Here is a 20,350-nt window from a genome sequence, read left to right on the forward strand (position 1 = left end):
ACTGGTACTTTCAGCCCGAGGGCCGATTATCGTGATGAAAATGCGCCCCGCGCAGGTGCTCGAACTCGTCGTCAATCTCGTGTTGCCGTGGGTCGCGTACCGTCTCACGCAGCCGTACTGGGGCGACACGGGCGGATTGATTGCATCGGCCGTGCCGCCCGTCGCGTGGAGCGTCGTCGAACTCGTGCGCTTCAGGCGCGCCGACGCGCTCAGCCTGACGGTGCTGCTCGGCATCGTGCTATCGATCGGCGCGATGGCGCTGGGCGGCGACCCACGCATGTTGCTGTTCCGCGAATCGCTGGTATCGGGCGCGATCGGCGTGGCGTTTCTGCTGTCGCTGCTGGTGGGCCGGCCCGCCGTCTTCTACCTGACGCGCGCGTTCGTCGCCCGCGAAATGACCAACGGCGCCGCCCATATCGACATGCTGTGGCGCGAGCGCCCGGCGTTCGCGCGCGGAATCCGGGTGCTGACGGCTACATGGGGCCTCGGCCTCACGGGCGAAACCGCGCTGCGCGGCTGGATGGCGTGGCACTGGCCGATCGAGCGCGTGCTGGTGGTATCGCCATTTGTCGGCTATGGCATTTTCGGCGCGCTGATGATCTGGACGCTGTGGTATCGGCGCACGCTGCGCGACCTCGCGCAAAGCGAGGCGGAATCCGAAACGGAACCGCCGCCCAGCACGGCCGCCAACTAGCGCACGTCATCGCGCATCGCCTCGACGATGCGCGCGGCGAGGCCGGAGTCGCGCTGCGTCGGCGTCGCGATCGCGCGCATCAGCACTGCCCGCGAGCCGACCACTTCGACCCGCTCGCGCGCCCGCGTGACCGCCGTATAAACAAGCTCGCGCGACAGCACCCGGCTGAAGGTCGACGGCAGCATCAGCACCGCGTGTTCGAACTCCGAGCCTTGTGACTTGTGCACGGTGAGCGCGAAGGCCGTGTCGTGCGGCGGCAGCGCCGCGGGCGACACCGTGCGCAGGCTGCCGTCCGCGCCACGGAAGAACACGCGCAGCGCGCCGTCCGCGCCCGGCAGCGCGATACCGATATCGCCATTGAACAGACCCAGCGCATAGTCGTTGCGTGTGACCATGATCGGCCGGCCCGCGAACCATTGCGCGCCGACGGCCAGCGGCACGCGCGCGATGCGGCGCACCTGCGCGGCCATCGCGGTATTCATCTGCTCGACGCCGCGCGAGCCGAGCCGCGTCGCGCACAGGATGCGGAAACGATTGAGCGCGTCGAACAGCGCCAGCGCGTGCGAGGCCGCGCCTGCCACGCCGTCGGAGAGCGCCGTCGCGAGCGTGTCCGCGTAGGGCGCAAACCCAGCCGCGAGCCGCTGGATCGTGCGCTCGGACGGCGTGGCATCGGTGTCTTCGTGAAACGCCGCCGCGCAGGGTTCAGCGGGATCGATCCGCAGCACGTCGAGCGCGTCCGGCGCGGCGCCGCGCCGGATCGCCAGCGACAGCCGGCCGATCGCCGACTCCAACCCAAAGCGATAGTTTCGTTCGAGCCACACGACGCAGTCGGCGAGCGGCGCCGGTTGCGCATCCGGCGATGAAGACGGCATGTCGGGCGGCATGCCGAACAGGTCGTCGAAGAACGGTGGATCTTGTTCCGACCGAGCATCGTCGCGGCCAGTGGGCAGCGCATCACGCAATCGGCGTTCATCGATTCCCAGCGCCGTCGCAATCGAGCCGACGCCCTTCGCCGTGAACGCGGGTTGCGCGCTCAATTCGGCGAACACGGCGCCCGCTTCGACGGCCGCCAGTTGATCCTTGTCGCCGAGCATCACGAGATGGGTGTCGGGTGCGAGCGCATCGAACAGGTGCGTCGCCATGGCGACGTCGATCATCGACGCCTCGTCGATCACGATCACGTCATACGGCAGCGGATTGTCCCGATGATGCCGGAAGCGCCCATTCGGCCCGGTGCCCAACAGCCGATGCAACGTGAACGACGTTTGCGGCAGACGCCCCGCGAGTTCCTGCGGCAACGAACTGGCGCGCGCGAGCAGCGCCTCCTGCATCCGCTGCGCGGCCTTGCCCGTCGGCGCGGCGAGCGCGATACGCAAGTCCGCGCGCGCATCCAGCAGACAGGCGAGCACGCCGACCACTGTGGTCGTCTTGCCCGTGCCCGGGCCGCCGCTGACGATCGTCAGCCGCCCGGACAGCGCCATCACGGCAGCCACGCGCTGCCAGTCGATCTCATCGTCCTGCGGCTCCCCGAAATAACGCAGCAGCCTGTCGCGCAAGCCTCGAGAAAACATGCCCGCCGATACGGCATCGTCATGCTCGCCTCGCGCATGTCCGACGAGCGACTGCGCCAGCCGCCGCTCGTAATCGTAGTAGCGCGCGAGATAAAGCCGCCCTTGCCCATCGACGACGAGCGGGCGCAGCGCATGTGCCGGCTGCATGCCGTCGCTTGCGACGCCGCTCGCGAGCAACGCGTCGCGCACATGCCCGAACTCGGCGTCGTAGCGCTGCGCAAGTTCGTCGAGCGGCACGCACACGTGTCCCTCCGATGTCGCGCGGCTCGCGGCGAACGCGGCGCGAGCAGCCCAGCGCACGCCGTCCGCGGACGCGCCGCCGCGCTGCGCCAGCGCGCTCACGCGACGCGCGAAACCTTCGGCGAGCGCCGTGCTGAAATCCGCGGGCGCGGGGACATTGACCTCGACATCGGGCAACGGCTGATCGAACGTGCTCATTGCGCGCCTCCGTCCATCAATGCGTCGAGCGCCACGACGAGCGCGTAATCGGGCCGCCGCGCATGCACGCCGGCCACGTGTTCTCCATGTCGCCAGTCGGGCCGCACGCCGCGCACGAACAGATACAGATAACCACCGATGTGCCTGTCATAGTCATAGTCCGCGAGCCTCAGCCGCAGATAGCGATGCAGCGCGACGACATAAAGCAGCGCCTGCAGGTGATAGGCGTGGCTCGCCATCGCTTCGTCGAGCGGCGCGGCGGCGTAGTCCTCGGGCGTGTCGCCGAGATGATTCGACTTCCAGTCGATCACCCAGAAGCGCCCCTCGTGCTCGACGATCATGTCGATGAAACCTTTGACGAACCCGCGCAGCACACCTGGTTCCAGCGCGACATCGGGAAAGCCGTGCGCGGCGAGCAGCGCGCGCAACGCGGGAAAGTCCAGCGATGCCGCCGAGAACAGAAACTCCATCTCGTTGAGCCGGCGTTTGGGATCGAGCGAGGCGAGCGTCATGCCGGGCACCAGTTCCGTACTCACGATATCCGCGAGCAAACGGTGCATCATCGCGGGCAGACGTTGCGCGAGTTCCGGCTCGGCGGGCGCCGGCCGCTCGTGCAGCGCGCGTTCGATCGCGTGCGGCCACGTGCTGCCGTCGGAGAAATCCGCGAGTTCGAACATGCGATGCAGACACTCGCCCGCCGCCGGACCGCGCGGAAACGCGAGGATATCGTCGGGTGCGAGTTCGACGGGCGCCGTGGCGACATCGAAAAGAGCAACGCCTGTGTCACCGGTGGCGACATCCGCCAGTTCGTCGTGGTCCGGACGCGCTTCTTCGCTCGGAGCCGATGCGTCGTCGGTGCGCGAACCCGCCGCGATCAGCGAGCTGAAGCTCGCCATGCGCCACGTGTCGCGCAACGCGCGCTGGTTCATCCGCGCCCGCATCCGGGCGCCGCTGTCGGCCACGCTTTCCAGCGGCACGCGACGCGTCACGGCTGGCAGATCCGCGATGGCCACGGGGTCGCCAGATAGCGCCTCCCAATGCTGATAGACCGAGTCGTCATCGAGCGGCTTCGAGAGCCATTCATCGAAATCGCGCGCTTTGCCCGCAACGAGCCAGTTCAACACACTGCGCGCCGATTCCTTCGTCGATCTCGACGCCAGATATGCACCCGCCACCAGGTAACAGCGATACACGGCGCGCGTCAGCGCGACGTAGATCAGCCGCGCGCGTTCGGCCGCCTGTTCGCGCATGGCCTGGCCGTTCGCGTGATCGGACTGCTCGTCGTCGCAGCCGTAATGAAGCACGGCCGAACCGTCGTCATCGTGATATTCGAGCGCGTCAGGCAGGACCGTCGCATACGGCTCGCGCAGGCGGCCATCATTGAGGAACGGGCAGAACACGACGGCGTATTCGAGGCCCTTCGACTTATGCACGGTGACGATCTGCACGAGGTTGCGGTCCGATTCGAGCCGCAGCTGCGCTTCTTCGCCGCCACGCCCGCTTTCCGCACGCTGGGCGGCGAGCCAGCGCAAGGTCGGCGCGATGCCCGGCTGCGTCGCGGCGCGCGCCTGCACGAGTTCGGCCAGATGGTTGACGTTGGTCAGCCGCCGCTCGCCCTCTGCACCTTCCACGAGCCGCTGCGCGACGCGCAGTTCACGCATCAGCGTGCGCCACATCACGGCGAAGCCGCGCTCGTGCCACAGCATGCGGTAACGCGAGAAGCGTTCGACCCAGCTCATCGCATCGACGGAATGCGCGGCGTCACCCGACGTGGACGATGCATCGTCGACCTGCTCGAGCCGCCACAGCGTTGCGGCATCGAGACCGAACCAGTCGGTCGCGAGCGCGGCGCGCAGGCGGCGCAAGTCGCCCGGCGTATCGACGGCGGCCAGCACACGCTCGATCTGCTCGGCGTCGAGCGATTCGAACACGGATGCCTGCGCCAGTTCGACACTGCCCACGCCCCACGCGGACAACACGCGCTTGATCAGACTGCCCTGCTTGTGCGTCTGCACGAGTACGGCGATGTTGCCGGGCGCGAGCGGCCTGTCGCCGATCGTCACGCTGCCCTCGCGCGCGCCGCGCAGCAGACGCACGATCTCCGCCGCGCACGCTTCGCTCGCCGCGCGCTGCGCGTCGCGCTTGGTCAGCACCGCGTCGCCCTTCGGCAATGTCCAAACGCAGAAGTCGCCGCCCGCCGCGCCGTCTCGGTCGATGAACGGCGGCCGTTGCCGCTCGCCCGCTCGCACGGGTTGATAGTCGAGCCCTTCGAGCACGAACGCCCGCGCGTTCGCCTCGAATATACGGTTGCATGCCTCGACGATGGGCGCCGTCGAGCGCTGATTGACGGCGAGCGTATAACGCGCCGACGCCTGTGCGCGAGCGGCGAGATAGGTATGCAGATCCGCCGCGCGGAAACTGTAGATCGCCTGCTTCGGATCGCCGACCAGAAAGAGCGGTCCCTTCGGCGCGAAGATACGGTTGAAGATCGCGAACTGCAGCGGGTCGGTATCCTGGAACTCATCGATCAGCGCCGCGGGATAGCGCGTGCGCAGCGCGTCCGCAAGCCACACGTGACTGGCGAGCGCGCGATACAGGTTCGACAGCAGATCGTCGAACGACACGACGCGGCGCGTGCGCTTTCTCGCCGTCAGTTCGTGCGGCGCGTAGTCGAGCCACTTCTGCACCAGACCGAGCCAGCGCGCGCGCTGCGCCGCTTCCGCCGCGAGCGAGGCTGCGGCCAGTTCGTCGGCTGCAATGAAGAATGCATGCGCGGGCGGCTCGAAATTCTTCTTCGTGCCTTTCGTCAGCGCAGTGGCCGTCAGTTTCAGCGCCACTTTCGGCGGCGGCGCGTGGCAATCGTCCTGCGCGAAATAGTCGCTCCACGCGCTGATCGCGGCGCTCACCGTTTCAGCCTTGTGCGAAGTCTTGCTCAGACGCTCCTGTGCCCGTTCGAGCAGGCGCACGATGTTGTCGCGCTCGGCATGCCACATCTCGCAGGCTTCGTCGAAGCGCGCCTGCATATCGTTCGGTGCACCTTCCGCTACGCCGATGTCACCCCAGCGCAACTGAGCGAGCGGCTTCTTCAGGCGCCGCGCAAGCTGTTCGTCGAGCGATGCGGGACCCGCGCCCTTCTCGACCAGCCATGCCGCGAACGACGAATGCAATGCCGCGACGGGTTCGATCTGCTCGCGCCAGAAGTCGGCGGCCAGTTCGAAGCGCAACGCTGCGTCGTCTGCTTCCATCTCGAATGCGAACGGCATCGCAGCGGCAAACGGCGCTTCCTGCAACGCGCGCTGACAGAACGCGTGAATCGTGTGGATGGCGGCCTGATCGAACGTGCGCAACGCACGGCGCACCGTTTTCGCGGCCGCTTCGAGGTCGATGCCGCGTTCTTCGGAAAGCGTCGTCTCGAATAGCCGGACGATGAACGGATCGCCGCCATCGTCGCCCGTTTCGATTGCGCGCTGCACTTCGGCGAGACGCCCCCGTATGCGTTCATGCAGCTCTGCCGTCGCGGCTTTCGTAAATGTCACGACGAGAATCTGATCGGCGCTCAGATTCTTCTCCAGCAACAGCCGCACGTAGAGCGCGCAAATGTTCCATGTCTTGCCCGTTCCCGCCGATGCCTCGATCTGATTGACGCCGTCGAGATCGCACGCGAACACGTCGAGTTCCTGCGCGGCGGCCGCATGCATCCATGCCGTGCCGCTCATGATGCGCTCCTCAAATGCGCAACCAGCGGCTTGAATACGATCGCGGCAAGTGTGCCGAACGGCTCGTCGAGCGTCAGCGTCGTGCCGCGAAACGCGATGCGCAACGCAGCGTCATCGGACTCGCCTCGCACGCGGTCGCTGATCCATGCACCTTGCGCGGCGGAATCGCCATCGCTGATCTTTGCCCATGCGCTCTTCGGAAAAAAGCGCAGCGGAAGCGCGCGCCCTGCGCTGAACAATGCGGCAAGCGGCGCGAGTTGATCCAACGGTTTTTCGACGGGCGCGAGTTCGAACGACTCGCCGCTTGCATGCCAAACGGTGCGGCGTGGACCGTCGGGCAACGACGCGCAATAGACGAGATGCGACAGCCATGCGGACAGATAGTCGCGCGCCGTGGGACGCGCGTAACGGAACACGACCTGCCCCGTCGGCGTCAGCAAATTGAGTGTGCCTTGCAGTTGCAACGGACCTTCCGATGTTTTGCGCAATGTTGAATCATGAGGACCGAACAGCGCGATGTCGCCGGTGTCGGGCCAGCGCGCGTCGATGTCGAGCGAGAACGGCAGGCGCGTGACGCCCGACGCCACTTCGCGCCGCACGCGGTCGGCAAGGCCACGCAGCGCCGACAGTTCGCGCGTGCGCCATACCGCGCCCGTCGCGCCGCCCGGCAACTCGGGGCTTGCTTCCGCGACGCGCTGCACGCGCTCGAACGCTGCGCTGTCGAAGTCCGTATCGAGCAGTGCGGGTAACAGACGCTCGGCCAATGCATCGCGGCCCGCGAAGTCGAGTTCGAACGGCTCCATGTCGAGCAACTCGCCCTGTGCGTCGGAAAGCACGATGCCGAGGCGATCGCGCAGCAAGGCGCGCGCGGGGTGTCGCCAGAAACGCTGGAAGTCGTCGAACGGCACGGGCTCGTTCAGTACGGCCGGCAACGGCGCATCGAAGAATGGCGCGGGCGCCTCACCTGACGGCGCGGCGAGCAACGCGGCCAGTTCCGCGCGGTCGGTGTCGTAGGTGAACAGGCCGCTCTTCGCGTTGAAGTAATCGGACGCGAAAGGCTGCAACGGATGCTCGACGATGAACGCGCGCCGCGCCGAATCGAGTTCGACCGGCGACGCATCCTCTGCGGACGAAACACGCGCGAGGTGATCGAGCAGTTCATCGACGAGCGCGGCAGGCGGCAACGGCGCGTTGTCGCGAATGCTGCGCCCCGTGTAGGCGATCAGCAGCCGGTCTTGTGCGGCGAGCAGCAGATCGAGGAAAAGGTTGCGCTCGTCGTCGCGCCGCTGGCGATCGCCCGCCTTGCCGAACGCCGCCATCAGGTCGAACTCGTCGGCGCGCGCAAGGCTAGGCAATACGCCGTCGTCCATGCCCAGCATGCAGACGATCCTGAACGGCAAGCCACGCAGGCTCGTCAGCGACGAGAACGTGACGCTGCCCCACGGCACGCCGCCGCGCGCCGGGTCGTCGAGCGCTTCGGACAGCGCCGTGCGCACCACGGCCGCCGGCAACGCAGACTCGCCCGCGCCTGCGCGCATGGCATCGCTCATGGCATCGACGGCATCGCGCACAGTGGACACGCTGTCCGCGAAATCGACGCCGCCATCGAAGCAGCGGCCCAGCACTTCGAGCAGCAACTGCGTCCACTCGACGGGCGTCATGTCGTCGGCGCAACGGCGCGCGAACGCATCGACGTCGTCGACGAAACTCGCGAGGCGCCCGAGCAGTTCCGCATCCGAGCCGTCCGCGCCTTCGACGGGCAGCCAGGCATCGACCGGCTGGCCGCCTTCGGGCATCGCGTAGCCGAGGAAAAGCCGCGTGAGCGCGTCGGCAAATGTGTGGCGCGCGACGGGAATCGCGCTGTCGGCAGGCGGCACGGGCGCGAGACCGCGCCGCGCGCCCGCTGCCGCGAGCCACTCCTGAATGTCTTCTAGCGCCGCCGCGTCGATGCCGTAGCGGGCGGCGATCGCGTCGACACGCAGCCATTCGATCAGCTCCGGCGCGCCGACATTGCGCTCGGGCAACGCGAGCCAGTCGAGCAGCACGCGCGCCACGGGATTCGCCTGCGAAGGCGGCAAGCCGGTGATCCGATACGGAATGCGGCGCGTGTCGCCCGAGGGCGCGGTGCCGAACACAGCGTCGATCAGCGGGCCGGCCGCGCCGAGATCGGGCAACGTGACCAACACGTCAGAAGGCTGCAGATCGTCGAACTCGTCGAACCAGCCCAGCAGGCGGTCGTGCAGCACTTCGAGCTGGCGCGCGAGACTATGGCACACGTGCACTTCGATACCGCGCTCCTCGGGCTGCGTGTCGAGCTCGCGCTCGTCGCGCAGATCGAGCATGCCGTTCTGCACGGCGGCGAGCCAGGTCGGCGCGGCGTTTTCGGCGAAATACGAGGCTTCGGACGAGGCCGCGCTTTCCGTCAGTTCGTGCAGCATATGAAGCTGCGCCTGCGTCTGGCGAGCCCATTCGGCCAGCAGCGGATGGCCGACTTCCTGATAGTCGAGCTGACCCGCCGCATCGAGCGCTTCGACACGCCCCACGCTGACGATGTCGAACCAGAACTCGCGGCACGGGTTCATCGCGTACACCCGCACATCGATCCAGCGCGACAGCTCGCGCAGCAGCGCGATATGCAAAGGCGGCATGGTCGGCAACGCGAACACGCTGACGGACTCGGGCCACTCGGCGCGGGCGATCGCGTCGAGATCGAGCGAGCGCACTTCGTCGAGAAAGCGATAGGCAGGCGGCGTGGCGGCGTCCGCCGAATGCGCGTCGCCTGCGACCTCACCCAGCAGCGTGCGCCACAAGGCGCCCTGCCAGCGCTCGTCCTCACGCACCGCGGCGCTCGCGCCCGTCAGGCGCGGACCGGAGTCGTCCGCGGCGCCGCTTGCGAAGATCGAACCGCCCTTCTGCCATTGCAACAGCCATTCGGGACGATAGGTCAGATAGTGGTCGAGCACGGTCGCGACGCGGCGCGCGAGTTCGTAGCGCATCGGCGCGTCGGCGGCATCGAGGTAACTGCGCAGGCGCGGCGACCCATTCCACGGCCGCGCTTCATCGGCATCGCCGAGCAGACGGTAGCAGCGCCACACCAGCCGGTCCGGCGAGAAAGGCGAACTTTTCGGCACGTCCTTGATGACGCCGCCGATCTGCGTCCACAACCACTGCGCCAGGTAACTGAACTGGATGTTCGCGCACACGCCCTGACGCGCGGCGATATCGAGTTCCAGCCGCCTCCGTACGGCCGCGCTCGGCACGATCACAGGTTGCGCCGTCCATGGACTGGAAGGCGTGGCACCGAGTCCGTCGAGCAACGCGCCGACGAGGACATCGTACCGGTTCGAATAGAAAAGCTGGAGCATGGAATGGCTTGGAACAGGCGGCGCCGCGCTGATGCACGGGCCGTGTGAAGAAACGATGCGACAGCATAACAAACGCATTCGCAGACACGAAACCTGGCCATCCGGCAGATGGTCCGGGCATGGGCAAATCAGTTAGACTCGACGGCAGTTCGAGCTGGGAACAGACCGGGCTTCTGATCCAGATGCATCATCAACATATAGACACGAGACACCCAGGCGGTCGATGCGCTATTCAGTCGAAATCAAGAAGTTTCTGTATAGCCAGTACTTTTATGGCGGCTTGCGCATCGCAGTGGGCGTGTCGCTGCCCGCCGTCCTTTGTCTGATCGTGTTTCACAACCGCGAGCTCGGCTTCACGATCGCCACGGGCGCGCTCGGCGCGTGCGCCGTCGACATGCCGGGCCCGCTCAAGTACAAGCACAACGAGATGCTCGCGTGCAGCGTGATCGGCTTTCTCGCGGCGCTCGCCACCGGGCTGGCCACCGTCAATCCCGTCGCGCTGTGGTGCACCGTCGTGCCGCTCACCTTCGTGCTGTCGCTGATCGTCGTGTACGGCAACCGCTGGCCGCAGATCAGCTTCGCGACGCTCTTCATGATGGTCGTCACGCTCGAAGAGCACTTCACGCCGATGCAGGCGCTCATCAACGCGTCGTGGATACTCGTAGGCGGACTGTGGTTCACCTACTGGTCGACCTTCGTGAGCCGCTGGATGATGTACCGGATCGAGCAGCAGGCGCTCGCCGAGAGCGTGTTCGCCCTCGCCGACTATCTGCTCGCGCGCGCGGACTTCTTCGACCTCGACAACGATCTCGACGAGTGCTACCGCAACCTCGTTGCGAAGCAGATCGCGGCCGTAGCAATGCAGGACGCCGCGCGCGACATCGTGCTGCGCAACCTGCCCAAGCTGAAGAGCGGCCGCTTGCAGCCACGCCGCGCGACGCTCTTCAACCTGTTCATCCACACCGTCGATCTGCACGAGCAGTTCGTCGGTGCGCATACCGACTACCCGCTCGTGCGCAATACGTTCGGCGGCTCGGACCTCCTGATCTTCTATCGCGATCTGATCCGCAAGGCGGCCGCGGACCTCGAAGACATCGGTCTCGCCGTGCTGCAGAACGAGCCGCCGCGCGCGCGGATCAACGTGAAGGCAGAGTTGCGCGCGATCGAATACGAAATCGAGCAGATGCGCAAGCAGGACTTGCCGAAGAAGAATCCGGAAGCCTACTCGACCGTCTCGGCTTCGTTCAGACGCGTGTGGAGCGCGACGCGCCTGATCGACCGGATGCGCAAGAACCTGGCGAACGAAGAAAGCACGAAGGAAACCGATCTGCGCATCGACCAGGCGCTTACGCGTTTCGTGTCGAGCCGCCGCGTGCCGTTCGGCTCGATCTTCTCCAACCTGACGATGGCGTCGCCCAGCTTCCGGCACGCGTTGCGCATGACGATCGCCGTCGCGATCGGCTTCTGGCTCGGACGCCTGTTGCCGCTCACCAATGCCTACTGGATCGTGATGACGACCGTCATCATTCTGAAACCCGGTTACTCGCTGACCAAGCAGCGCAACGGCCAGCGTATCGTCGGCACGCTGATCGGCTGCGCGGCGAGCATCGCGCTCATCATGAGCGTGAAGGAACCGCATATTCTCATCATCGTGATGTTCGCGTGCATGGTGATGAGCTACAGCCTGCTGCTGTTCAACTACACGGCGAGCGTCGTGTTCACGTCGTCGTATGTGCTGCTGATGTTCCATCTGCTTGCGCCCGGCAGCCTGCATATCATCGGCGAGCGTGCCATCGACACGGTCGTCGGCTGCGCGATCGCGATTGCCGCGAGCCATCTGTTCCCGTATTGGGAATATCGGCTGATGGGCAAGCTCGTCAACGACATGATCGCCGCGATGCGCAGCTATCTGGAGGCGAGCTGGTGGTGGGGAGGCAAGCCGGCCGCGGCCGTCATCTCGCCTTCCGCGCTAACGGAAGCGGCCGCGCTGGCGCCCGCCGTGGCCGTCGCGGAAATTGTCGCGAGCGGCGCCAACGGGATTGGGGAAACCTTCGGCAACGCTGCTGCTGCGGCACCGAATGCATCAGGAGCGGCAACCGCATCTGCTGCTTCGCCAGGCGCTACGGCCAAAACATCAGCGCCCACGCCCGCCGCCGCTGCCGCCGCGAGCGCGCTCGATCGCGACTACCGCTACCGGCTCGCGCGCAAGAACGTGCATGTCGCGTTCGCCAATCTCGGCCAGGCCTTTCAACGGATGATGCTCGAACCCAAGTCCGCGCAGAAGTTCGTGCCGGAACTGAACGACCTGCTCGTCCGCTCTCACGTACTCGCCTCGCAGATCACGGCGGTCGCGCCGTTGTTGCGCACGTCGTCCCAACAGATGGGCGGGCCGTCGCATCAGCCCTTGCAACGCGCGCTGACGGTGATCCGCGACAACCTTGCGAAAGCCGAAGAAGGCGACCCGCCTCCCGCCGATCAGGTCGACATTTCGAAGCAGTCGACGCGTGAACTCGATGCGATGGTGATCGAAGCGGAACGCTCGCCCGACTACACGCCGGACGCCGTGCATGATCTGAAACTGCTCGCGCATCAGTGCAAGCAGATGCTGGCCGCGTCGTTTCAGATTCGCAAGGATGCGGGCGTGATCCGTTTGCCCGAGAACTGAAGCGCGTCGCGCTTACTGCGACGCGCCCTTTGCCGCATTGACGGCAGCCGCCGCCGCGGAGGCTGCTGGCGCCGTCGAATCGGCGGGATTTTCGCGGTCGTACTCGCGCTTTTCGGAAATCGCGTTGTAGAGAATCGTCGCGATCACCAGCAACACGACAACGACGATAAACACTGCGATGCCCAGCGTCGGGTTCTTCTTCTTGCGCGGATCGTTCATGTGTCGGGCTCTGCTTGCAGGTTGATGCGGCGGAGCGGGCATTCTACGCCGAAGCACCTTGCGCGCGGCTTGCAGTCCGGCACGCCCGCGCGGTGACGGAACCACCTCGTCGCGACGCGAAACCAACCGGCAGCGCTAACGGCTTTCCGCAACCACCGACGCCCGCACCGGCAACGCCGTCGAATACTTGATCTGTTCCATCGCGAAGCTGGAACTCACATCGTAGAGCGGCACGGCACGGATCAGTTGCTTGTAGACGCGGTCGTAATCGTCGATGTCCGAGACGACGACGCGCAGCAGGTAGTCGGTCTCGCCGCTCATCCGGTAGACCTCGACCACTTCGGGAATGTCCTGCACCGCGCGCGTGAAATCCTGCGCCCAGGCCTCCGTGTGCTGGTTCGTGCGCACGGCGACGAATACCGTCGTGCCGACGCCCAGCTTGCGCGGGTCGCACAGCGCGACCTGCGCGCGGATCACGCCCGCTTCCTTGAGCCGTTGCACCCGCTTCCAGCATGGCGTCTGCGACAGGTTCACCCGCGCCGCGAGTTCCGCGATCGGCATCGTCGCGTCTTCCTGCAGGAGTTCGAGCAGCCGCCGATCAATGATGTCCATTCCCATCTTTCCACCCAGATAGAAAATTATTCTATTTCTCGTCAAGACGAGGGAATTATATGAAAACTCTTTCTCCGCGCAAATCGGTATAAATGAGGTCAGTTCTGATCTCGAAAAACAACGTCCGCGGAGCCTTCCATGAACCCGTCAGCCGGCCTGATCACACGCGAATCCTCGATGGCCGAAACCCCTCCCGTCGCCTGCGGCATCCCCGCAGCGGGCGCGATCTCACAACTGTGCGCGACGCTCGACGCCGCCTTCGACGCCTGCGCCGGCACCGATGATCCGTCGCGGCACGCGGCCTTCGCGCGCAGCGTGCGCGCGGCGCTTGCCGAAGCGGCCGCCGACGCGTCGCTGCTCACCGATGCGCAACGCGAAGGCGCCGCAGCCTGCTATCGCCGTCATCTGCTCGCCGTCGATCCACAAGGCCGCTATGCCATCGCCGCGCTCGTCTGGATGCCCGGCCAGGCGAGCCCGGTTCACGCGCATCACACATGGTGCGGCTATGCAGTGATCGACGGCACGCTGACGGAAACCATCTACGACTGGCACGCAGACACCGATTGCGCGACACCCGCGCGCGACCAGTTGCGCGAACCAGGCGCCGTGTCGTTCACGCGCTCGGGCCGCACGGGCATCCATCGGCTCGGCAATTGCAGCGGGAATGCCGCCGTCTCGCTGCACATCTACGGCGTGCCCGGCGAACAGATCACGACGCATGTGAACGACATCGTGCGCGTCGCCGACAGTATGCAGGCCGTTGCCGCCTAGGTACGCACCGCCTCATCCGCGCGCTGTACCCATCAAACGAAAGGCGTCACGCATGAACGCGTGACGCCTTTCTCATACAAACCTTCATCCTCTTTCACGTCTTTCCGCCATCGCCCGCCGTTGGAATCTGCGGCGGCACGGATGCCGTTTGTCCCGTCGATGGCGGCGCCGGACGTGGCTCATGCGACACGTCGCGCGCCGGCGGCATGGCACCGCCCTTCTTCGGCCTGAACGGCGTCGTCGTGCCCGTCGCGGATTCGCGCATGTGTGCCTCGTGCTGCGCGTGTTCCTCCTCCCGCAACACCTCGCCCACTTCGTCACCGCGCGACGTATGTACGCGCATCTGCGGCACGGGAATCTCGATGCCCGCTTCGTCCATCTTGCGCTTCAGGCGCAGATTGAACGCGCGCGCCACGCTCCACTGCTGCAGCGGACGCGTCTTGATCTGCCCTTTGACGACCATCCAGTTCGGGTCGAAGCGGTCGAGTCCCCACACTTCGACGGGGCCGAGCATCTCGCGACGGTAACGGAAATCGGCCATCAGGTCTGCGCCGACCGCGCGAATCAGTTGCGTGACCTCGTCGACATCGGCGGAAAACGGCACGCGCACTTCGAATACCGCATACGCGAAATCGCGCGACAGGTTCTTCACGATCTTGATCTGCGAGAACGGAATGGCATGGATCGCGCCCTGGCCGTCGCGCAACCGCACGGTGCGGATCGACAGATATTCAACGGTACCCGCGTGTCCGCCGTCGATATCGATCCAGTCGCCGACCGAGATCGTGTCCTCGATGATGATGAACAGGCCTGTAATCAGGTCGCTCACCAGCGACTGCGCGCCGAAACCGATCGCCAGACCGATCACGCCCGCGCCCGCCAGCAGCGGCGTCACGTTGATGCCGAGATTGGCCGCCGTGACGATGCCCGCAATTGTCAGGATCGTCACGAACAGCACATTGCGAACGAGCGGGAGCATGGTGCGCGCGCGCATGCTCGGGTTCTTCGACTTGTTGCGCGGGCCGCTTGGATTGACGGCTTCCTGGATCGCCGTGTCGATCAGGATCCACACGAGCCACGACACGAACACCGTGATCAGGATCGCCGTCAACGCGTGCGCGATGCCGCGCGCCGTGACGCTTTCTTCGATGATCTGCGCAAGCGACACGTCCCACAGGCGCGACGCGAATTCGAAGTACGCGAGCCAGACGAACAGCGTGATCAGCGTGCCCGCGAAACGCAACAGACGCGTCAGATAAGGCGAGCGGCGCCGACGGCGCGTATTGCGAGGCCGCGTCACGCGCAGCACGATGGCCGACAGGAAGAACGCGAGCACCAGCAGCAGCGCCGTCACGACGGAAATCTGCAACACATTCTCACCGCTGCCGATGCCGCCGATCGTCGCGATCACGGAAGCCGTCGCGAGCACGAGCATCGGCACGTGCCAGAGCGACGCGAGCACTTCGAAGCCGTCGGTAGCGGCCTTGTGATCGTGGCGCTGTTCGTAAGCGCGATTGCGGATCAGGTGCGCGACGGGACGGCGAAATGCGAGCGCGAAGTACGCGGTCAACACGGCTGCCGTCATGTTCGAAACGGTCGACACGAGCGCCGCGAGATTGGTGCCGAGTTCATGCGCGACGTCGTAATTGACGGCGGCGTCGCCGAGCGCGCTGCAGATGCCGATCGCGAACAGCGGCCGGCGCGCCTGCTCGATCAGCACGCGTACGGCGGCACGTCGATGGCCCGAGCCGAACAGCGAGAACATGATCAGGCAGATTGCCGAGAACACGGCGCCCGCGACGATCGCATACGCGATCACCATCGCGATCGTGCGGCCGAGTGAATCGGGCATCGAGCGCACGAACATCAGCGCCGCGACGAACGCGACGATCCACGGCCCGACGCGGCGCAGCGCGAAGATCAACAGTTCGCGCGTGGTCGGATTGGGATCGAGCCGCACGACGATACCAAAGCGCGCGTGAATCCTGCGCTGCAGGTAAATCAGGCCCGCCGCGCACGCACCCCACCCCGCGAGCACGGCGATCATGTTCAGCAACACGCGGCCAAAGTGCTCGCGCCCCTGGCTCGTGACGATCGTATAGATTTCGTTGCCCGCCGCGTTGAAGCGGCCCGACCAGTAATTGAGCGGTGAGCGCCCTTGCTGCACGTCGGTTTCGAACGAGGCAATGCCCGCGGCGATCGCGCCGAGCAGGCCGGCGCTCGACGGCGCGCTGGCGGACACGGGCGGCCCGACCGTCTTGGTCGCGTCGCGCAGTTTTTTCAGCTGCGTGACGAGCGCGGTGCGCTGGCGGTCGCTGTCGAGTGTCGTGATCACGCTGTCGAGCGATTTCTCCAGCTCGGCCTGGCTGGCGGGCGACGGCGCCGATGCCGCATCCGCCGCCGACGCGCCCGACGCGGGCGCCGCCGTCGAGACCGTCGCGCTATTGATCAGGCTCTGCAGCGCGGGAATCATCGGCGCGCCGGGTGTGGCACCCGCGGCGTGCGCGGTGCCCGGCATGCCGAGGCACGCGCCAGCGAGCGCGAACCACAGGCACAAGGCGGACGCGAGCGCACCCGAACGCCCCCGGCGCAATGCTCGGGCGTGCGAAAAGAATTGGGATAAAGCGCGAAAAACGGCGTCAATCGCCAGAAGCCCGCCGGATGACGGCGCAGCCCGCGATTCACGCCGCGCGAGGCATGACTTCATGGCAATCCGTGACTGTTATGCAAGCATCTTGCATGGGAACGGGAGACGCCAAGTTTAGCGGGTGTCGTCGAGGGAAAGCGCCCCGATGCGTAACCGAATGTTAGTGCACTTGCGCCGCGGCGCAACAGTCGCTCATGCGCGCCGCGCGGCGGATGCGCGGCGCCCGGCCATGTTTCGAACCCCTCAGTACGCGACGGTCGCGAGCTGGTGAACGAAACGACCCTGCTCCAGCTCGTCGACGAACGCGATCGCGTAGTCTTCCGCCGAAATGCTGCTGTTGCCCTGCGCATCGACGATCAGCGCGTTGGCGCCCGTGCGGAACGTGCCTTTGCGCTCACCTGGCGCGATCAGCGCGGCGGGCGCGAAGAACGTCCAGTCGATATCGCTGGCGGCACGCAGGATGGGCAATACGTCGCGGTGCGCGAGCGCGATTGCCCTGTAGGCTTCCGGAAAGCCTTCCGTGTCGACCAGTTGCTTGCCGGGCGCCACTTCGAGCGAACCCGCGCCGCCCACCACGACGAGACGTTTGACACCCGCCGCGCGCGTGCCTTCGATCAGCGCGCGGGTCGCCTTGTCGATCTGCGTGAGATCGTTCTGCGGCGGCGCATAGGCGCTCGCGACGACATCGTGTCCGCGCGCTCCCGCTGCAATGCTCGCCGCATCCGTCACGTCGGCCTGCGCCGCTTTCAGGTTCGCGACATCGGCAGGCACGCGCTCGGGATTGCGCGAGAAAGCCGTCACCTGATGCCCGCGACGCGCCGCTTCCGCCGCGATGCGCGAGCCGATCATGCCCGTTGCGCCGAACAGCGCGATCTTCAGTGCTTGCTCATGTCAATGTTCCTTCCGCTTAAATGTAACTACGTCGATTACATATTTGTTTAAAAAAATTGGGGCGAGGCCCCGCACTTCGTGCTTCTGCTTCTTGCTTCGATTGCGTTCAGCCCTCCGCGGCTTTGCGCTTGCGTTCGCGTGCACGTTCCGCGCGCACGACGTCGGCCGTCGCATCGGCCAGCGTGCGCGACGCCAGCGACGCTTCGAGCGCCTGTTGCGCATCGCCGATGATGCCCGTCAGCACGGTCTGGATGTTGCGCCCGACCATGCACGCCGGGTTCGGCGTTTCGCGATGCATGGCGAACAGCTGCGCATCGTCGACGGCGCGGTAGACGTCGAGCAGCGTGATGTCCGCCGGCTCGCGCGCCAGCAGCGCGCCGCCGCCCGCGCCCAGTTGCGACGTGGTGAGGCCCGCTTCCGCGAGCATCGCCAGCAGACGCCGGATCAGCACGGGATTCGTGTTCACGCTGCCCGCGATCATGTCCGACGACAGCGGCACGCCCTCCTGCAACGACAGCAGGGCGAGCACATGAACCGCAAAGGCAAATCGGCTACTCGTATTCACAACGTTAGATCATCCGATGCGCATCAGACGCGCAAACCCTCTCGCACCAACGTGCGACGAAGTGTAATCACTATAGTTACACTTATCACGCCGGTCAAGCACGGGTTTATTTGTCCATCTGCTTCTGGGCGTCGCTGGCTTCGGAAGGTGCGGATTGCGCGCTGGTCGTCGATGCTTCGCTCGACCATTGCTGCAGCTTGCGTCCTGCCGTTTCCAGTCCTGCGCCCGTCGAGCCCATCGCCTTGTTGACGGCGGCGTTGGTCGCACTGGCGGCGCTATCCAGATTGGCGCGCGCCTGCGACGCGAGCGCGTTCGGATCGAGGTTGATCGTCGGGCCGGATGCGGCCGTGTCCAGATTCTGTTGCGCCGTGGCCTTCGCGGCGTCGACCTGCTGGCCGACATAGCTTGCGGCCTGGTCGAGCTTCTGGCCGGCCTGCTGCGAGAGATCGTTGAGCTTCGTCGATGCCTGCCCCGCGGTTGCATCGTTTTTCTGGCAAGCGGCAAGGCCTGCGAGCAGCATGGCAGCGAAGGCAGTCGTACGGATGAGCGGATGGCGTGAGAGTGGTTTCATACGTGTGGTCGAGCCGCGGCGAGCGGCTTCATCATGCGAAAACGCCTCAATGATACGCCGTTGCGCGTGACGGACTCTTCGGACTCCACCGCGAAGCCCGCGCACTCGAATGCGTGCCTCGCGCTGACACTGACGTCGGCCGTCAACGCGAGCGTGCCTGCAGCGCGCGTCCGCGCTTCGAGCCGCGCGAGCAGTTCTCCTGCGAGCCCTTGACGCATAAACGCCGGCGCGACATAGAGCATCTCGATGTGATTTGCCGGATGGAGTTGCCCGAACCCGCCATAGGCGCTGCCGCGCAAGACGACGAGCGTGACGCCGCGCGCAAGCCGTGCGCCGAACGCGGCGACGTCGTCGGCGGCTGACGCCCATGCCTCGCGCGCCGCCGGGTCGTAACCCACGGCGGCTAGCGCCGCGTCGCGAAAGAGGGCAGCGAGCGGCGCAGCATCAGTGGGCCGGAACAGGCGAAACACGAAAGGAATGGGTTCGGTCATGCGTTCGCAATGTTGTCAACGACCCTGGAGTAGACTGGCCGTCGTTCGACGTGTTCCCTCAACCACTGGAGGCATGCGATGGCAGCAAAGAAGATTCTGTTCCTGACGGGCGACTTCGCCGAGGATTACGAAACGATGGTGCCGTTCCAGGCGCTACAGGCAGTCGGTCATATCGTCGACGCCGTGTGTCCCGGTAAACGCGCGGGCGAGCGCGTGAAAACGGCGATTCACGATTTCGAGGGCGACCAGACGTACACCGAGAAGCCCGGCCACTACTTCACGCTGAACGCAAGCTTCGATGAGATCGATCCGTCGCAATACGACGCGCTCGCGATCGCCGGCGGCCGCGCGCCGGAGTACCTGCGGCTCAACGCGAAAGTGATCGACCTCGTGCGCCAGTTCGCCGAGAGCAACAAGCCGATCGCCGCGATCTGCCACGCCGCGCAACTGCTCGCCGCCGCCGACGTGATCCGCGGCAAACGCATTTCGGCCTATCCTGCGTGCGCGCCCGAGGTGAAACTGGCGGGCGGGGACTACGCGGACATTCCCGTCGACGCCGCCGTCACCGACGGCAACTTCGTTACGGCGCCCGCGTGGCCCGCACATCCCGAATGGCTGCGCCAGTTCCTGGCCGTGCTCGGCACGCGTATCGAACTGTGATCCAGATCGAGGCCGGGCATGCGTCCGGCCTGTCGATCAGGCATGCATACGCGCTGTCTATCCTGTTTGAGAGTTCTCTGATTTCCACGATTGGAACGGCTGCCTAAAGTCGCGGGTTGACTTCGGAAGGCTCCATCATGGATCTCACAAACTGGGTGATTATTCTCGCTGTCGCGCTGATCTCGCTAACCTTCTTCTGCTCGCGCGCGCCGGCAAACTGGTCGATCGAAAACCGCGCGCGACGCTTCACCGGCACGCGTCTGCTCGCTCAGGCGGTGCTGTCGTTCTGGACCGCCCTTCTTGTCCTCACGCGCGGACTGTTCGCGCTGGGTTCACCCGCCATTCACGTCGCGCCCACGGTCATCCTGTCGGGCGCGCTGCTTCTGATCATCGCGAGCGGCTACTGGTCAGTCCGCGGCCGCAGAATGCTCAAGCCGCGCCGGCTGTTCTCCCCCTCCTGAGCGCTTCGCGGGC

15 protein-coding genes are annotated in these 20,350 nt (G+C 65.9%); 5 read left to right on the plus strand and 10 right to left on the minus strand.

The genetic code is table 11. The annotated features are described in order from the left end of the window. Positions 1-34: 34 nt before the first annotated feature. Positions 35-694 (plus strand): VC0807 family protein, encoded by a 660-nt coding sequence (locus PPGU16_RS10000; RefSeq protein WP_180719849.1) that lies wholly within the window; start codon positions 35-37, stop codon positions 692-694. Here PPGU16_RS10000 and PPGU16_RS10005 read toward each other — a convergent pair. From PPGU16_RS10005 to recC, 3 genes are read right to left on the minus strand one after another with little or no spacing between them, the layout of a single operon-like run. Beyond that, positions 691-2,703 carry an AAA family ATPase gene (locus PPGU16_RS10005; protein ID WP_180719850.1) on the minus strand — a complete coding sequence of 671 codons (2,013 nt, stop codon included), beginning with the start codon at positions 2,701-2,703 and terminating at the stop codon, positions 691-693. The genes PPGU16_RS10000 and PPGU16_RS10005 overlap by 4 nt on opposite strands. Further along, positions 2,700-6,419: an exodeoxyribonuclease V subunit beta gene (gene recB / locus PPGU16_RS10010; protein WP_180719851.1), complete on the minus strand. Its 3,720-nt coding sequence runs from the start codon at positions 6,417-6,419 to the stop codon at positions 2,700-2,702. The genes PPGU16_RS10005 and recB overlap by 4 nt, the downstream gene beginning before the upstream one ends. Continuing rightward, positions 6,416-9,784: an exodeoxyribonuclease V subunit gamma gene (gene recC, locus PPGU16_RS10015; RefSeq protein ID WP_180719852.1), complete on the minus strand. Its 3,369-nt coding sequence runs from the start codon at positions 9,782-9,784 to the stop codon at positions 6,416-6,418. Before recC ends, recB begins: the two co-directional genes overlap by 4 nt. A gap of 223 nt (positions 9,785-10,007) precedes the next feature. Here recC and PPGU16_RS10020 point away from each other — a divergent pair, with 223 nt between their 5' ends. Beyond that, a complete protein-coding gene (locus tag PPGU16_RS10020) occupies positions 10,008-12,449 on the plus strand; it encodes an FUSC family protein (RefSeq protein WP_180719853.1) in 2,442 nt (813 codons plus the stop codon). Positions 12,450-12,461: 12 nt separating this feature from the next. On the opposite strand, the gene PPGU16_RS10025 is transcribed toward PPGU16_RS10020, so the two are convergent. Further along, on the minus strand, positions 12,462-12,668 hold the full coding sequence (locus PPGU16_RS10025) for a hypothetical protein (RefSeq protein ID WP_180719854.1): 207 nt from the start codon (positions 12,666-12,668) through the stop codon (positions 12,462-12,464). Positions 12,669-12,803: 135 nt separating this feature from the next. Further along, positions 12,804-13,286, minus strand: a complete 483-nt coding sequence (locus tag PPGU16_RS10030) for an Lrp/AsnC family transcriptional regulator (RefSeq protein ID WP_036004599.1) — start codon at positions 13,284-13,286, stop codon at positions 12,804-12,806. Positions 13,287-13,418: 132 nt separating this feature from the next. Between PPGU16_RS10030 and PPGU16_RS10040 the strand changes: the two genes are divergently transcribed. Further along, a complete protein-coding gene (locus PPGU16_RS10040; RefSeq protein ID WP_180719855.1) occupies positions 13,419-14,051 on the plus strand; it encodes a cysteine dioxygenase family protein in 633 nt (210 codons plus the stop codon). Between the two features lie 94 nt (positions 14,052-14,145). Here the strand turns inward: PPGU16_RS10040 and PPGU16_RS10045 are convergent, their stop codons facing one another. From PPGU16_RS10045 to PPGU16_RS10065, 5 genes are all read right to left on the minus strand, one after another. Next, entirely contained in the window at positions 14,146-16,758 is a 2,613-nt protein-coding gene (locus PPGU16_RS10045; protein WP_180719856.1) for a mechanosensitive ion channel family protein, read from the minus strand. A gap of 183 nt (positions 16,759-16,941) precedes the next feature. After that, positions 16,942-17,547 (minus strand): NAD(P)-dependent oxidoreductase, encoded by a 606-nt coding sequence (locus PPGU16_RS10050; RefSeq protein WP_243460528.1) that lies wholly within the window; start codon positions 17,545-17,547, stop codon positions 16,942-16,944. 148 nt (positions 17,548-17,695) lie between these two features. After that, a complete protein-coding gene (locus PPGU16_RS10055) occupies positions 17,696-18,154 on the minus strand; it encodes an Rrf2 family transcriptional regulator (protein WP_180719857.1) in 459 nt (152 codons plus the stop codon). A 106-nt stretch (positions 18,155-18,260) separates the two neighbouring features. Continuing rightward, positions 18,261-18,725 carry a BCAL1086 family glycoprotein gene (locus PPGU16_RS10060; protein WP_491565745.1) on the minus strand — a complete coding sequence of 155 codons (465 nt, stop codon included), beginning with the start codon at positions 18,723-18,725 and terminating at the stop codon, positions 18,261-18,263. Beyond that, a complete protein-coding gene (locus PPGU16_RS10065; RefSeq protein ID WP_180719858.1) occupies positions 18,722-19,216 on the minus strand; it encodes a GNAT family N-acetyltransferase in 495 nt (164 codons plus the stop codon). The genes PPGU16_RS10060 and PPGU16_RS10065 overlap by 4 nt, the downstream gene beginning before the upstream one ends. 78 nt (positions 19,217-19,294) lie before the next feature. Here PPGU16_RS10065 and PPGU16_RS10070 point away from each other — a divergent pair, with 78 nt between their 5' ends. Both PPGU16_RS10070 and PPGU16_RS10075 read left to right on the plus strand, forming a co-directional pair. Continuing rightward, positions 19,295-19,876, plus strand: coding sequence for a DJ-1/PfpI family protein (locus PPGU16_RS10070; RefSeq protein ID WP_180719859.1), 582 nt, complete (start codon positions 19,295-19,297; stop codon positions 19,874-19,876). Between the two features lie 137 nt (positions 19,877-20,013). Further along, complete coding sequence (locus PPGU16_RS10075) at positions 20,014-20,337, plus strand: hypothetical protein (protein ID WP_180719860.1); 324 nt, start codon at positions 20,014-20,016, stop codon at positions 20,335-20,337. Positions 20,338-20,350: the final 13 nt, after the last annotated feature.

Origin of the sequence: Paraburkholderia largidicola, assembly GCF_013426895.1 — a bacterium.
Classification (GTDB): Bacteria; Pseudomonadota; Gammaproteobacteria; order Burkholderiales; family Burkholderiaceae; genus Paraburkholderia; species Paraburkholderia largidicola.